We start from the raw sequence: 15,807 nt of genomic DNA on the forward strand, positions 1-15,807 counted from the left end.
CTTTCCGTTTCCCCCTAATGTTCTATAAAGTCTCAAAGCACCAATCCAACTACCAACTCCAACACCAATAAGTAACAGAGTTCTGAAACCCTTTACCAGCGCATCCCGCAATAAGCGGGAGGGTCGCAGGTTCGAATCCTGTCTTCCCGACACTAAAAAGCCTCCACGCAAGTGGAGGCTTTCTTATTTTTCCATATCTAAGCTGTTTTTCGTTCACCGTCCGGCGAGTGAAGCGGAATGCTTACCGTAAACGTAGACCCCTCGTTCGTCTTTCCCTGTGCTTCAATCTCTCCTCCATGCCTTTCCACGATCTTCTTGCACAGAGACAGGCCGAGTCCGGTTCCTTCGTACTCATCTTTTGAATGTAAGCGTGTAAACGTCTCAAATATTTTTGACGATTCGGACGGATCAAACCCTATTCCGTTATCACTGACGGATATGCAGGTGTACAGTCCCGACTCCTTTGTTACGGTTGTTGCCCCGATACGAATATGTGGTGGCACGCCTTCCCGGCAAAATTTCAGTGAGTTGTAGATCAGGTTGTAAAAGAGCTGGTAGATCAGCACCGGTATACCGTTAATGTTCGGAAGGTCGCTGTATTCAATAACTCCGCCTTTTTCTCCGAGCTTGATTTCGAGATCGCTTTCGATAGTCGCCACCACTTCATTAATGTCTACTATTTCGAGTTCATGTTGTTCCGCATTGATCGTGGAATAGTTCAGTACCCCTTCGATCATGGTAAACATGCGGTTGGTTGACACATGTATCCTTTCCAGGTAGCCTACGCTTACTTCGTCCAGCTTATCGTTCATCTGCTCTTCAAGGCGGCTCAGGAATGTTTTTACCTTTCGCAAGGGCTCCTTGAGGTCATGCGATGCCACGTGAGCAAACTTCTGCAGGTCACTGTTCGACCGCTGTAGTTCGCTGGTGCGTTCCTGCACCTGTTGTTCGAGTGTGGCCGACAGGTGCTTGAAGTGGCGCTCGCTTTCCTGCAGTCGCTCTTCAGCGAGTTTGATGTCGGTGATATCACGTGTGGATCCGGCGATGGCTTCCACAACACCGTTTTCATTGATCACAGGCACAAAGATGTAATCGTAGATACGCCTTCCGAGTTCCGCGTGCGGAAAGGACACGGTACCCCGGATCGGTTTCTTAGTAGCGGCCACCTGGTCGATCTCCCTCTCGTGCATCAGGGCATGCCATTCTTCGTATCCGTTATCCCGCAATCCTTTTCCGATGGCGTCTTCCGCGCTTTTCCCCCACATCTCAAGGAGCGCTTTATTGGCGTAGGTAAATTTATAGTCCAGATCAAAGACATAGATAAGGTCCGGGATCGTACCGATAATGGAATCGTACAGACGTTTTTGCTTTTCCGAAGCTTCCAAAGCCCTGCTGAGCGTGATTTCCGCCTGTTTCCTATCCGTGATGTCTTCCGTTGTCACAACGACCAGATCCGCCTGCAGGGCGACGTTAAACCGGAACCAGTATTCTGTTCCATTGTTGTGGTAAGAGCTTTCGAACCTCCCGTGGTGATCGGTAGCCGCAAGCTCCCGGAGTCTGCTCAGAATACCTGTTTCTTCGAGCATCGGGAAAACGGCTGCACAACTTTTTCCCTGGTACTCGCGATCGGTGATCCATTTGAACATATGGTCGTTCAGCAGTCGTACGGTAAAATCACTTACGTTACCTTGTTCATCTTTAATGACCTGCATTACGGCTACACCATTCGGCACCGCATGAAATACCGCATGCATCAGGTCACAGTTATCACCTGCTGCAGCATGCCCTGTAAAACTGTTTTTCATGGTCAACGATTATGAGCCCAAATTAAAATATTGCACGTTCGCAAATGATGTTATAAACAGAATAAGCAGAATTTTAAGATATACGTTTTGTGAGCATGGAATCTGTGGCTGCCCGGTAAAAGTCGTCGCGCAGATCGCACGCATTTTCTGAACAATTACACGCCGGTATCATAAATCGACACGGGTATTAAATCTCCCGGTGCTTTTTCCTGTTCAGGTCGTCTATTTGTTCTCTGATCAGAAAAAAGTAACCGATAGCACTTCTTAAGGTGCATCGATAAAATCAACCAGTATTAAATAAAAATTTATGAAAAAGATACTTATTCTGAGCGTACTCAGCATTGTGGCTACATCGCTGAAGGCGCAAAATCTAATCAGCAATCCGAGCTTTGAGAATAACGCACCTTTTTATTTCGGTGCAGGATCTCCGGAGTTCCAGACTTTTTCACCGACCGGTGCTGCAATTGCAAACTGGGTTGTGGATAGCAATACCGTAGACCTGCACAATAAGGTGCATGGTTGTACCCTCGGTTCTATGGGCTGTCCTCCCGGTGGGGGTGATCACCATATCGACCTCAACTCTAACGGGGGTATTCACCAGGGAGGTATTCGCCTTATCGCAGGCAGGACGTATGTTCTTTCGTTCTGGAGAAGCAAACATTGTGGTATCGGAAGTGTAAATGCAAGAGCGCAGGTGTCTGTAGGTCCGGCCGGAGCAACAAGTTTTTTGTCTGCTTCGTTTACCGGAGCAGCCTATACATGGACGGAGAGCAGATATGTATTTGTTGCGCCCAGTACGGCAACGGTAGATATTGCTTTTGCGGGCAAGACTGCTGTGCAGGCTGTTGGAGGAGTTTTAATCGATTCGGTTGTGCTTCGTGATTCCACTGCATCCGGCAGCGCAGGCGAAGGTGGGGCTGGACGCAATACCTCCTGTTCCGACACCTGTTATTGGAAAGTAGAGGGCAATAGTATCCTTGCTCCCGGCAGGAATATCTTCGGCACGCTGAGCAATGACGACGTACGTATATTCACCAATAATAATCAATGCGGCGTTCTGGCTGCCGCCGGTAACTTTGGCTGGAATACACTCGTTCCTACGGCAAAATTTCATATCAATGTGACCGGCCAGTCCGCTACAGGTGGAATTCGTTTTGAAGGCCTGCCTACGGCAAAAGATACCAATGTCCTTTCTATTGATCCAAGAGGTAACGTACATGTGATGTCGCTGCCGGCATCCGGAGTAACCAGTACCTGTACGACTCAACATTTTATTCCAAAGGTTGCCGGTTCCGGCTCTTCCAATCTTACCTGCAGTCAGGTATTCGATAACGGGGTAAGTGTAGGCATTGGAACCTCTGGTCCGTTTGGATATACTTCAGGCGCTTCGCTTACGTCGGGACTTCCTGCCGCTCCTTCTTCTTTTAAGCTGTCGGTAAACGGATGGACCAGTTCAACGGCATTTGTTGCACTTTCAGATAAAAGAATGAAACGCAACGTCCGTCCATTGCAAAATGCATTGGAGAAAATATCAAAGCTGAATGGCGTTACCTACAATTGGGATAACAGTTTTGACCCGTCGATTGAAACGAATGGAGCGCAGCAAATCGGCTTCCTGGCACAGGACGTGCAAAAGGTAATTCCTGAAGCTACCGTGGTGAATGAACGGGGTATTTATGGTATTTCGTATGACATGATCATACCGGTGCTCACAGAAGCTATTAAAGAGCAGCAAGCTCAGATAGAAGAACTGAAGAAACTGGTTATGCAGGGTAGTACCAAAATAAATGCAGAAGATAAGAGTCATTCCGATGCAACAGTATGGCTGGAACAGAATACACCGAACCCTTTCTCTGATCATACAGAAATCAGGTATCGTCTGCCGGCAGCTGCTGAGAAAGCCATTATAGGAATTTTCGACCTTAACGGTCAACAGAGAAAAGCATATCCTGTTCACGCAGACAACGCGGGTGGGGTATTGACAGTGTACACGCAGGAACTTCAGCCGGGAATGTACCTGTATTCGCTGATCGTTGACGGAAAGGCTCTGGAAACGAAACGTATGGTGGTACTTGCGCCATAATGACCGGAATTACGGTGCGGCAAAAGGGGCGAATTGCCCCTTTTGCTTTTTTAAAGATAGCCGGTGTCGTTTTTTACTCTTGAATGCATCCGATATTCTATCTTTATCCGCTCTCGCATTACCAGAATAAGCCGTCAAAAACAATTTACTGAGATGGCTGCATTCGAACAACTGTTCAAAACACTGAATATCACCGAACCTGAACTCCGGGAAGCGCTGTTACAAACAGCCGTGGAACAAACGCTGCCCGCTAATTCGTTTGTGGTGGAGCAGGACAAATACATCAAATGGCTGCCCATCGTGATTTCCGGAAAAGTACGCGTGTGGCAGGAGCAGGATGATCGGCAGATACTTTTATACTACGTGGCTCCGTTTCAAACCTGCGCATTATCACTCTCTGCAATATTCAAAGACTGCAAAAGCCTGATTTACGCAAAGACCGTCGAAGAGACGACCATTATAAAAATACCCGTACAACACGCCGGGCAATGGACCTTCCGCTACGCCTCCTGGAACCGCTTTACCACAGCTTCTTTCATCTCCAGTTATGAAGACCTGCTGCTTTCCTACAAAAATTTAGCTTTCAGTACAGTAGATAAGCGCCTCTCTGCATACCTCAGGGCTATGGCGGTTCAGAACGGCTCGCGTACGATCTGCTTATCCCATAGCCAGCTCGCCAAGGAACTCGGTACCACCAGAGAAGTGATCTCTAAAATACTCAAGCAGTTTGAGACTGCAGGCATGGTACAGCTCCGTTTTAAAGCCATCGAATTACTGCGGAATTTTCCTGACCTGTAACTAAAGGTACAGGTTTGCCATACCGGCCGCTGCTACTTTCGCTCATCAATCATTTCAAAAGAAAAATCATCAGCAATGGAAAAAAAAGAAACGTTTGTATTAGTGCATGCAGCCTGGTTAGGCGGATGGCAATGGGATGCTACAGCCCGTTTATTAACCGGGAACGGACACAAAGTGTTTGCACCTGATCTGCCAGGACATGGAAGTGATGCCACACCGGCAGCTGCAATCGTTATGGAACATTATGTGGCAGCGATCACAACCTTGCTCGACTCCCTTGACGAACCGGTAATACTGGTCGGGCACAGCTTTAACGGCATTACGGTGAGCCGTGTTGCCGAATTGCGCCCGGAGAAAGTGAGAAAGCTGGTATTCCTCACCGCTTTCCTGTTGCCGCAGGGAGCATCCTTCCTTTCTGCAGTACAGGGTGTCGAAGGATCGAGTGCTGTGGATCATTTTTACCTGTCGGAAGATAAGACCTACGCATTTGTAAGCGAGCAGGAAATGCATCATGCTTTTGCACATGATATTCCCCGCGAAGCATTCGATCAGGCCAAAGCATACATCGTGCCCGAACCCGCGGCTCCGCTTACGTATCAGCTCGAAGTCAGCGATGCTGTATTTGGTGCGATCCCCAAATTCTACATTGAGTGTACGGAGGATCATGCGATTCCTTTGTCCGTTCAGAGAGCGATGTACACCGGGAAAGTAAAGCGCTCTTATTTGCTGAACGCAAGCCACACCCCGAATTTCTCACAGCCGGAAAAACTTGCGGCAGTGCTGCTGGATATTGCTTCAGTGCAATAACACACCGATGACATCATAACACGGGAGCGTAAATGTATTACGCTCCCGTGTTGTAAACAGGGTAGCGTTGGTGCAGACGTGTATCGTAATGTATATTTTTGCGGCATGTTCTTTAAAAACGGTATGCTGCCACAATGAAAATCCGCTTTTATGGTTATGTATTATTATCGCGTTATTTTAACGCTTCTATTCCGATGCATCAATCATGAACCGTATGCTTACGACTCTGCAATCCGAAACAGCGTTCCGCCTCGCATTGTTTGCGCTGGCGGCATTGGGCGCTTATGATATATTGACTGACCTGGGCCATGGTCACTTAACCGCCCGCCAGTTATTGTTCAATCTCCCGTTTTTACTGCCGCTTTTTTTCAGGAATTGGAAGATGTTGATAGCGTACAGCATACTCACGGCTGCTTTCGGCATTTATATAATGACCGCTGCACTCATTTTTTACGTTAAGTACAGCGGAGTAATGGCAGCAGTGAGCGTGACGCAGATCTTCGTCGTGACACCGGTTTTCAGCTGTGGATTGCTGTTGATTGCAACCATCTTTTTTCTCGTTGCAAGAAGGAAGCGGGTTTCCAACCTTTAGTTCCAGACTCCGTTGCCGGCGGTAAGGATCAATGGTACGCCGTCTGTTACCATGATCGTATGTTCGTGCTGTGCCATAAATCCACCACGATTCCCCACCATTGTCCATCCGTCTTTCAGGGTTTCTGCATAGGTAGATGCAGTGGTGATAAAAGTTTCGACCGCCACTACCGAATTTTTTCTGAATCGCGTCAGATTGAACGGATCACGGTAATTGGTGATTTCTGCAGGTTCTTCGTGCAGACTCCGTCCGACGCCGTGTCCGGTAAGATTTTTGACCACCTTGTACCCTCGCTTTTTTGCCTCGGTTTCGATCAGGTGTCCTATCTCAGAGATGCGCACACCGCCGTGTATACGATGGATGGCCTTATGCAGTATTTCCCGAGAAGCCTCTACCAGCTTACTATGCCGGTGAATGTCGGTACCAAGCACAAAGGAATTGCCATTGTCCGACCAATACCCGCCGAGTTCCGCAGAAACATCAATATTAATGAGATCTCCTTCCTGAAGTACGCGTTTGTCTGACGGGATACCATGACAGAATTCATTGTTGACACTGATGCAGGTCCAGCCGGGAAATCCATAGGTGAGAAATGGAGCAGAGTTCGCCCCGTATTCCGACAGTATTTTTGCACCGTATTCATCCAGTTGTTTCGTGGTCATACCGGGTTCCGCGTAAGCGCACATCGCTTTTAAAGTGCCTGCGACCGCCTCACTTACTTTCTTCATTCCTTCCAGTTCCGCTTCAGATGTTATCGACATGGTTGTATTGTTTGTGATCCACGGGGATCGCTATTGATGCGTTATTGCGGTAACAAAAGTACGTTGTTTATTCATGGCTGATGCAGGAGCCGGGTCATCTGCCTCCTGTAAAAATAAACAGTCCGGCTCCTGAGGAACCGGACTGTTACTATAAATGACGCAGTGATTTTTACTGTCCGCTCACTTTATTTACTTTTTCGATGAGGAGCAATCTGCCCTCTTTATCGCTGATGCGGAACAGGTACATACCGTCGGTAAATGAACTCAGATCCACTTCGTTCACCTCTTTCAGTTGCAGTACCTGACGTCCTGCCATATCCGACACCAGCACATTCACTTTAGCAGTTGCATCGATATGCACGCTGTTTTGTGTCGGATTCGGATAAAGGCGGATAGATGACAACGACTGTTCGTCTACTTTCAGCACATTCGACTGAATGGTATCTGATACCCCTTCACAACCATTCTCGTCCTGTACCACCACATAATAGATGCCGTCGAAGCTCATGTTATAGGTGCGGGTATTTGCTCCCGGAATCGCTTTGTAATTACGGTACCATTGATAAGCGGAGTACGCGATCTTCGTTTTCAGGGAAATGCCCGTCTGTACAATTTCCGGTTTCGTCATAGCAGGATATGTGCTTACGTAAGACAGGTTTGTTTTGGTCACACAGGTGTAAATGTCTTTGATCGTTACCTGGTAAACACCCGGTAATCCTACAGGAACATTGTAAGTAGCCGTATCCAGACCCATCAACACATTGTCTTTATACCAATCGTAGCGGTAGCCGCTGGTTTTAGGACTTGCATACAGCATTACGGTTGTGCCAGGACAGAACAATACTTCTGTAGGAGACAAAGCCGGTTTCGGCAATGGATTTTCCATAACATATACACTTTCTGTATCCGCACATCCGTACATGTCTTTTACAATTACGCCGTAGGTAGCTGTAGCGCTTACGGTGAATGTATCGCGCGTCGCGCCCGGCAGCGGAGTACTTCCTTTCTGCCACTGGTAGGAAATGGCAGTTGCAGATGTTGCCTGCAGCACCATGCTGTCGCCCACGCAGAATACCATTGCCGGCATAGACCTTGCTGCGATGGTCACTACGGGCGAAGGACGCACGTTTACGGTCAGGCTGGCTCTTGGCCCTTCACAGCCGAAACTGTTTGTCTGGCTTACATAGTAGGTAAGTGTACCGGTTGTTCCGGTCGGAGGGGTTACAGAAGGTGCAGCACTTCCTCCGGTGGCCGTTACATACCATTTCAGATTAGTGCCTGTTGCCGTAAGTGGTGAGGCCGCAATACCCACGCAAAGGTTGATCGGGGTGACCACAGTTGGTGCAAGCGGTTTCGGATTCACGGTTACGGTGATAGTAGTCTTCGGACTCTCACATCCCAGAGACGTCTTATCGCTTACCAGCCATGTGTAAGTGCCGGCAGTTGTGGTCACCGGAGTAGGAGCAGTGGTGCCAAGGGCTACGGAACTGCTGTTGTACCATTTCAGAGTATCGGTCGCAGAGGCCTTGGTAGCCGAAAGTGCGACAGCCACATCATCCTGGCAGTAAATAACCGGAGTGACCGCTACCGGGGCAGTTGGTGTCGGGTTTACCACTACCGTGATTGTCTTTTTAGCGCTTTCGCAGCCGAAGCTGTTCTTTTCACTTACAGACCAGGTAAATGTTCCCGATGTTGCAGTGGATGGTGTCGGAGCTCCGCCCAGCAATGCGGGCGAAGAGTCGTACCATTTCAGCGTGTCTCCCGTACCGGAAGCTGTTGCCGTAAGTACGGAAGCAACGGCATTCTGGCAATAGGTGATCGGAGTGGTGGCGACAGGGATAGCAGGGGTGGGGTTCACTGTTACCGTAATGGTTCTTTTCGGTCCTTCACAACCCAGGCTCGTTTTCTGCGATACATACCAGGTGTACGTGCCGGCAGTTGCTGTGGATGGGGTAGGTGCTGCGCTCAACGGAGCAGATGAGGCATCATACCATTTCAGCGTATCGCTTCCTGCGGAAAGCACCGCGGACAATGCGCTGGCTGTTGCTCCCTGGCAATAGACCACCGGAGTAGTGGCGGTCGGTGCGACCGGTGTGGGGTTTACGTTGACAGTGATCGTTGTTTTATTGCTTTCGCAGCCGAAGCCGTTCTTCTCACTCACAGACCAGGTAAAGGTTCCGGCTGTTGCGGTAGACGGTGTTGGAGCTCCGCTCAGCAGCGTTGCCGACGAATTATACCATTTGAGTGTATCTCCTGCTCCGCTCACTGTAGCGGTTAACGCTGTTGCCGTTGTTCCCGCACAATAAGTGACAGGTGTGGTAACGGTCGGTGCCGCCGGTTTCGGATTGACAACAACATTGATGGTAGCCTTCGCTCCCTCACAACCGCTTACGTTTGTCTGAGATACATAATAAGTGATGGTGCCTGCAGTTGCAGTGGATGGGGTAGGAGCACCCGACAGTAAAGTCATGGAGGCGTCATACCATTTCAGCGTATCAGTTGAGGAAGTTTTTGTAGCGGTAAGCGCAATAGCGGTAGCTCCCTGACAATAGGTAACAGGGCTTGTCACGGTTGGCGCAACCGGCAGCGGAGCTCCCTGCTCTTCGTAAGCTCCCATATCGGGTAAGCTTACGCGTGCACGGTTCAGTATGTCTGTAGACGGTGCGGCTGCACTTGCTACGTTGATCGCAGGCGAACAGGGCAGCAGGTTCAGACCATCATCGGTTGTCAGCCATATGCCATCCGCTCCGGCCGGAACCGCTTCATTTGTGAATTTGGGATTCGCGCTCAGGCTGGGTGCGGTGAGCGTTGCTCCTTTTACGAGTGCATTTGTAAAGTTGACAGTTCCGGCGGTATTTACATGTGCCGCGGCGCTACCCCAGATGATCGTATTCAGGATGTTAGTCGTGGAACCCGACAGCGTACTTACGGTATTAGCGTCGGTTTTGACAGTGCTCGCCGAACTGTTTCCTGCAAGGGTCGAGCTCTGCAGGTTCACGGTTCCTGCTGCTACTTTAATGGCACCGCCGCCATCGCCGCCCGTACCTGCCGCGCTGTTTGCAGCCAGTACGCAGTTGGTAAGTGTGGATGTTCCTCCATTGATAAACATCGCTCCGCCTTCCCCGCTTGTTGCATCGCTGGCGGTATTGCTGTTGAACACACAAAGTGAGTAGTTGGCTGTTCCCGAACTTGTGTACGCTCCGCCGCCATTTGTAGTTGCAGTGTTACTGCTCATCCGGCAGCTCGTGTACGTGATCGTCGCAGAACTGCTATTGTACAAAGCGGCGCCACTTGGCGCGGTATTGCTGCTGAAAACGTTGTTGCTGTATGTGATCGTACTGTTGCCGTTGTTCTGCACGGCGCCTCCTGCAGCACTTGCGCTGTTGTTCTGGAAAGTGGATCCGCTTACAGAAGAAGAAAGCGTTCCGCCGCTTCCCTGGAAGTAAATACCGCCTCCGTTACTTGCTTTGTTGCCGGAGAATGTACAGCTCACAATAGTAGCGGTGCTGCTGCCGGAAACCTGAGCATTGGTAAATAAGCCACCACCGTTGTTGGCAGCAGTGTTGGAAATAAACTGGTTGTTGCGCAGTACCGGACCCGAACTGCCGGAGGTAAATCCAGCTGCGTAGATACCACCGCCGAAGTTGGCAGCGTTACGGGTGATCGTACAATTGGCGATCAGCGGAGAACACATGTTACCGCTGCCACCGCCGTAGATCAGGATGCCTGATCCGTCTTGTCTGTTGAACGTTGTTCCGTTGTAAGTGAAGGATCCGCTGAAACGGCCATTACCGTAACAGATCGTGAATCCGTCAACTACTGTGTTCGTGTCGATCTGCTGGCTGGAAGAGCCGATGATCGTCATTACATGGTAGTTGTTGTCGGTGGAATCACCTGCTGTACCGATATCTGCCGAAAGCAGTGTCGGGTTACCGCTCACCGAGCGTGCGCTCAGTGCGGTCTCCGTTCCGGCAAATCCACCATATACTTTAATGTTGTTGCGTGTGATACGGAAAGAACTGTCACGTACCGTACCCGGGTAATAAGTTCCTTTTCTTACCCAGATTTCGGTTGCGCAGGTGGATGGTGTATTGTTAGCGAGCGTAAGCGCTTCCGTGAGCGTTTTGAACGGAGAAGACCAGGAAGAACCCGTTCCGCTTACCGCTACTGCGCTGTCTACGTAAATCCTGCCGCCGTTTGTTTTCATCACGATGCGGTTGGACGTATCGCTGAGTCCGCAATCGTTGTTTGTCATTATTACCCACACTGTATCGTTGTTGCTGATGCCGGTGCTGGAATAACTGGCAGCAGATGAAACGAGTGTGCCGTTTTTATACCAGGCAAACGAAGGCGATGCGCCGGGCCATACGGCTGTATAGCTGAAGGTGACATTGGCACCCGCACAGATCGGGTTTGCGCCCGCGGTGATCGTTACATCAGGAATGCCCTGTGCAGCAAAAGCGTGCTCGTATGCACCCATATCCACCGTTGTGTTTTGAATGCGGGTGGCGGAGGCATAATCTGCAGTAAGTGTGCCCGGTACCAGCGTATTGTCACCGGTATTCAGACAGGGAGAACAGGGAGTCAGGTGCAGACCGTCATCGCTTGTACCCCAGGTGTTGTCCGTACCATCCGGATCGGACGGGTTGATGAACTGAGGATTACTGCTGAGACTGGGTGCAGTCAGGGAAAGACCTTTAGCAAGGCTGTTGTTATAGGTCGTGGTGCCGGTTCCGCCGATCTGCTGAGCTGCAGTGCCCCAAACGATCGTATTGTTGAATATGGCCGTTCCGCTTGCATCTACCGCCACGGCGTTGCCGTTGGGTATTGCGGTACTGGCCGTGGTGTTGTTGTACAGCGTGCTGTTGTTCAGCGTAACGGTTCCCGTGGTTACGTGTATGGCGCCACCGCCCGAGTTGGTTGTTGTGGTGGTACTGTTGCCTGTCAATACACACTGTGTGAAGGTGGCGTTGCCCGAGTTGTTGTTGATGACACCACCTACCTGGCTCGTGCTGTTACCGGAAAATACGCAGTTTGTGAAATTACAGGTACCGCTTCCATTGTCTACCGCACCTACAGCGCCACCCGTGCCGTTCAGGAAACGGGAGCGTGTTACGTTAAATGTTGAAGTGGAGTTGGTTCTCAGTGCCGATCCGTAAGCGCTTACACTTCCGTTCTGGAAAACGCAATTGTCTACATTGGCAGTTGCAGAATAATACAGCTCGATACCGGCTCCGGTGCTTCCCGTGTTCGACGTAAAGGTTGTGTTGCTGATATTCGCGGTGGTGGAAGGGAATATGCTCGCTCCGCCACCATAGGCGCTGCTGTTGCTGGTAAATGTACAGCTGTCGATCGTGATGCTTTGTGTACCGTAACCGATCACCGCACCGCCATAGGAAGTACTGCTGTTACTGCTGAACGTACATACTTCGAAGTCCGGGTTGCTGCTGGCTCCGAATCCGCAATAAGCGCCGCCATAGTCTGTTCCGCCCGTAGCCGTAATGCGGTTGCTGCTGAAGGTACAGCTCCGGTACAGCGGACTGCCGCCGTCGGAATAAGCACCGCCACCTTTGCTCGTAGCAATATTGCCGGAGATTGTACAATTATAGAAGGAAGGAGAAGATGTACCACCGTTTGAGTAAGTACATACCCCGCCTCCAACATTGGAAGTCTTATTATTGGTAAATGTGGAGTTGCGGATAACGGCATAACACAGGGAACTGTTGTAAGCCCCGCAGTAAATACCGCCCCCGTTATTGCCCGCGTGCAGTTTACTGGTACAGTTGGCAATGAGCGGACTTGCGTTTGCGCCCGTGCCGTTTGCAGTGATATAGATTCCTGCTCCGTCAAACTGCTGGCAGAGTGCGCCGTGAGACGAAAAAGAAGTGCTGCCGTTACAGTTACCGCTTTGTACGGTAAAGCCGTCGAGTACGGTATTTGTATCCAGTGTGAAGCTTGCAGTACTCATCAGCGCGATAACGTGGTAGCAGTTGTCGCTGCTGTCGCCGCTCACACCGATGTCACCGGAAAGAATGGTAGGATTGGCGCTTACGGAGCGTGCACTCAGCGACGTTTCCGTTCCCGCAAATCCGCCATAGACTTTTATATAGTTGCGATAGATACGGAAGGAACTGTCCCGGCTGGAGGCCACAGCTGTTCCTGCCATAGGATAATAAGTACCTTTCTTAACCCATATCTGCACCGGACAGGAGCCTGCGTTAGCCGTGTCAAGCGCCTGACTCAATGTTTTGAAAGGACTGCTCCAGCTGTAGCCGGTTCCTGAAACAGCAACAGAACTGTCCACAAATATCACGGAGCGACATACGTCAAATGCCCTGAGACGGTCGTTATTGCCATCGCTGAATACCAGTTTGCCATTCTGAAGCGCAGTGCCCCAGGGATAATTTATCTGTGCGGAAGTCGGAGCGCCGCCGTCTCCGCTGAAGCCCATGGTGCCGGTTCCGGCTATTGTGGTGATGATACCTGAAGCATCTATCTTGCGGATTGTATTGCCCTGGTTTTCTGAAAAGTATAAGTTGCCCGATGCATCAAAGGATATGCCTACCGGAGCATAGATAGATGCAGCGGTTGCAGCTCCCCCGTCACCGGAGTGTGCACCGGTGCCTGTCCCGGCTATTTTCGAAATAATGCCCGTTGACGCATCTATTTTGCGGATCACGTTCGCGCCGATATCAGATATATACAGGTTGTTGCTGTAATCAATACCAATGTAGGGCGTACCTAATAAAGCCGCTGTTGCAGCGCCTCCGTCTCCACTGGAACCAGAGCTGAAGGACGTACCTGCAACATTTGTGATAATGCCTGTGCTCAGGTTTATTTTGCGCACGGTATTGTCTAAACAGGCGATGTACAGAACGGTATTGGTGTTATCCAGTCTTACATCGGTAGGCAGGTACAGTGTGGCTGAAGTGGCTGCGCCGCCGTCGCCGGTATGCGATGCTGTACCCGTACCGGCAATGGTGCTGATCACACCTGTGGAAGCGGTTACTTTACGGATCCGGTGATTCCCCCGGTCTGAAATGTACAGGTCTCCGGTCGATTGATCTACCGTAACACCGGTTACCTGGTACATCTTGGCCGAAGTGGCCGCAGCTCCGTCGCCGCTGAAACCTGCTGATCCTGATCCGGCAACTGTGGTGATAATGCCGGTTGTGGCATCGACCCTGCGGATCACGTTATTCAGATAATCGGCAAAATAGATATTGCCCGCTGCGTCGGTAGCCATACCTGCAGGCAGGTTCAATGATGCAGCGGTAGCCGCACCGCCGTCCCCTGCATATCCCGAACTTGAGCTTCCCGCAATGGTGCTGATCGTTTGCGCGCTCAGCATGGTATGGCACAATAAGAAAGTGCATACCATCGCCAGAATGGCTGGTAATTTTCTTTTCATAAATAGGAGTTCCTTATTGAAATTGTTAATATTTCAATCACAAATGTAAATTATAATGAGATGAAAACCGATTTTTAATTTTCATTAATGCAATAATATCAACGCGGTAGGTACTTGTCTTGTGAAGTATTGAAAAACAGTTATTCACGAGATCTTAAAATAAATTTCATAAGTGGTCTTTTAATCGTAACTTTACGTCATTACAGGCTCCTGCCTTTGTATGTCCTGAAATCAACGGAATCACTTTTTTATCGTTCAGTTTCGCCCCCCGGCTGTCCCGTTTTACGTTTTTCCCCCGTGTATCAGCTTTTTATTGGTAAGGAGTATTTGATCAACAATACTTATCGTCCGTGTATCTTTACGGTGTACGGCGTCAGTACAATAAACAAACCAGCCGTACAACGGCAGTTAAAAACAGTATGAAATTTAATCAGTTAGGATTGTCACAACCGGTATTAGCAGCAATAGAAGCTGCAGGTTACACAAGTCCGACACCTATACAATCAAAAGCAATTCCACCGGTGCTCAACAAACGCGATGTGTTTGCCTGCGCGCAGACCGGAACCGGCAAAACAGCCGCTTTTGCAATTCCGATGCTGGAATTGTTACAGCTGGAACCTAAGAACGACAATAACATTAAGGCCCTCGTACTCACACCTACCCGCGAGCTGGCATTGCAGATAGAAGAAAATTGCCTCACATACGGAAAGAATCTTACCCTGAAGATAAAATCGATCTTCGGCGGTGTGTCCCAGGTTCCCCAGGTTGCAGCATTGCAGAAAGGAATTGATATTCTTATCGCTACTCCCGGCCGGCTGCTCGACCTGATGCAGCAGGGGTATGTGCACTTGTCCGATCTGCGGATACTGGTACTGGACGAAGCGGACCGTATGCTGGATATGGGTTTTGTAAATGATGTGAAAAAGATTGTTGCGAAACTCCCTGTGAAACGGCAGACGCTGCTTTTCTCCGCTACGATACCTGAAGATATCCGCAAACTGGCGAATGCTTTTTTGCGTAATCCCGAAGAGATTTCCGTTAATCCGGTTTCTTCCACGGCCGATACGGTAAAGCAATCCGTTTATTTTGTAGACAAAAAGGAAAAGGCAGGTTTACTGGCGCAATTGCTTCATGCCAACACCCGTTCCCGTTCGCTCGTGTTCACGCGTACGCGTCACGGGGCAGACAGGCTGGTTAAGCAATTGGGCAGGGCAGGCATACAGGCGGCAGCCATTCACGGAAGTAAAAGTCAGTCCGCGAGACAGAAAGCGCTGGAAGATTTCAAGAACAGTCGCATCTTTGTATTGGTGGCGACGGATATCGCAGCGAGAGGAATTGATATTGATGAACTGCCACGCGTAGTAAATTATGAGTTGCCGGAAGTACCGGAAACCTACGTACACCGCATCGGTCGTACGGGTAGGGCAGGACTTAGCGGAGAGGCGATTTCGCTCTGTGATACGGAAGAAATGAAATCGTTGAAAGGTATTCAGAAACTGATCGGCAAACAATTGCCGGAGGGTAAAATAACATTAACAGAGGTATAATAT

At 49.8% G+C, this 15,807-nt stretch carries 8 protein-coding genes; 5 read left to right on the plus strand and 3 right to left on the minus strand.

What is annotated here, in order from left to right:
- Positions 1–197 precede the first annotated feature (197 nt).
- A complete protein-coding gene (locus ABD846_RS01415; protein ID WP_344821919.1) occupies positions 198–1,805 on the minus strand; it encodes a sensor histidine kinase in 1,608 nt (535 codons plus the stop codon).
- 307 nt (positions 1,806–2,112) lie between these two features.
- Between ABD846_RS01415 and ABD846_RS01420 the strand changes: the two genes are divergently transcribed.
- From ABD846_RS01420 to ABD846_RS01435, 4 genes are all read left to right on the plus strand, one after another.
- A complete protein-coding gene (locus ABD846_RS01420; RefSeq protein ID WP_344821921.1) occupies positions 2,113–3,888 on the plus strand; it encodes a tail fiber domain-containing protein in 1,776 nt (591 codons plus the stop codon).
- Positions 3,889–4,041: 153 nt separating this feature from the next.
- Entirely contained in the window at positions 4,042–4,686 is a 645-nt protein-coding gene (locus ABD846_RS01425) for a Crp/Fnr family transcriptional regulator (protein ID WP_344821923.1), read from the plus strand.
- Positions 4,687–4,761: 75 nt separating this feature from the next.
- Positions 4,762–5,493, plus strand: a complete 732-nt coding sequence (locus ABD846_RS01430) for an alpha/beta fold hydrolase (RefSeq protein ID WP_344821925.1) — start codon at positions 4,762–4,764, stop codon at positions 5,491–5,493.
- 214 nt (positions 5,494–5,707) lie between these two features.
- A complete protein-coding gene (locus tag ABD846_RS01435; RefSeq protein WP_344821927.1) occupies positions 5,708–6,085 on the plus strand; it encodes a hypothetical protein in 378 nt (125 codons plus the stop codon).
- Here the strand turns inward: ABD846_RS01435 and map are convergent.
- Together map and ABD846_RS01445 are read right to left on the minus strand one after the other, a co-directional pair.
- Positions 6,082–6,846: a type I methionyl aminopeptidase gene (map, locus tag ABD846_RS01440; protein ID WP_344821929.1), complete on the minus strand. Its 765-nt coding sequence runs from the start codon at positions 6,844–6,846 to the stop codon at positions 6,082–6,084. The genes ABD846_RS01435 and map overlap by 4 nt on opposite strands.
- A gap of 169 nt (positions 6,847–7,015) precedes the next feature.
- On the minus strand, positions 7,016–14,257 hold the full coding sequence (locus ABD846_RS01445) for an Ig-like domain-containing protein (RefSeq protein WP_344821931.1): 7,242 nt from the start codon (positions 14,255–14,257) through the stop codon (positions 7,016–7,018).
- Between the two features lie 419 nt (positions 14,258–14,676).
- Between ABD846_RS01445 and ABD846_RS01450 the strand changes: the two genes are divergently transcribed.
- Positions 14,677–15,804, plus strand: coding sequence for a DEAD/DEAH box helicase (locus ABD846_RS01450; RefSeq protein ID WP_344821933.1), 1,128 nt, complete (start codon positions 14,677–14,679; stop codon positions 15,802–15,804).
- Positions 15,805–15,807 lie beyond the last annotated feature (3 nt).

It is taken from the genome of Rurimicrobium arvi, assembly GCF_039540495.1.
Taxonomy (GTDB): Bacteria; Bacteroidota; Bacteroidia; order Chitinophagales; family Chitinophagaceae; genus Rurimicrobium; species Rurimicrobium arvi.

What these genes read in the sequence shown, in the direction of transcription:
- ABD846_RS01415 (WP_344821919.1), bottom strand. Translation starts at nt 1,805, where the DNA reads ATGAAAAACAGTTTTACAGGGCATGCTGCAGCAGGTGATAACTGTGAC.
- ABD846_RS01420 (WP_344821921.1), top strand. Translation starts at nt 2,113, where the DNA reads ATGAAAAAGATACTTATTCTGAGCGTACTCAGCATTGTGGCTACATCG.
- ABD846_RS01425 (WP_344821923.1), top strand. Translation starts at nt 4,042, where the DNA reads ATGGCTGCATTCGAACAACTGTTCAAAACACTGAATATCACCGAACCT.
- ABD846_RS01430 (WP_344821925.1), top strand. Translation starts at nt 4,762, where the DNA reads ATGGAAAAAAAAGAAACGTTTGTATTAGTGCATGCAGCCTGGTTAGGC.
- ABD846_RS01435 (WP_344821927.1), top strand. Translation starts at nt 5,708, where the DNA reads ATGCTTACGACTCTGCAATCCGAAACAGCGTTCCGCCTCGCATTGTTT.
- map (WP_344821929.1), bottom strand. Translation starts at nt 6,846, where the DNA reads ATGTCGATAACATCTGAAGCGGAACTGGAAGGAATGAAGAAAGTAAGT.
- ABD846_RS01445 (WP_344821931.1), bottom strand. Translation starts at nt 14,257, where the DNA reads ATGAAAAGAAAATTACCAGCCATTCTGGCGATGGTATGCACTTTCTTA.
- ABD846_RS01450 (WP_344821933.1), top strand. Translation starts at nt 14,677, where the DNA reads ATGAAATTTAATCAGTTAGGATTGTCACAACCGGTATTAGCAGCAATA.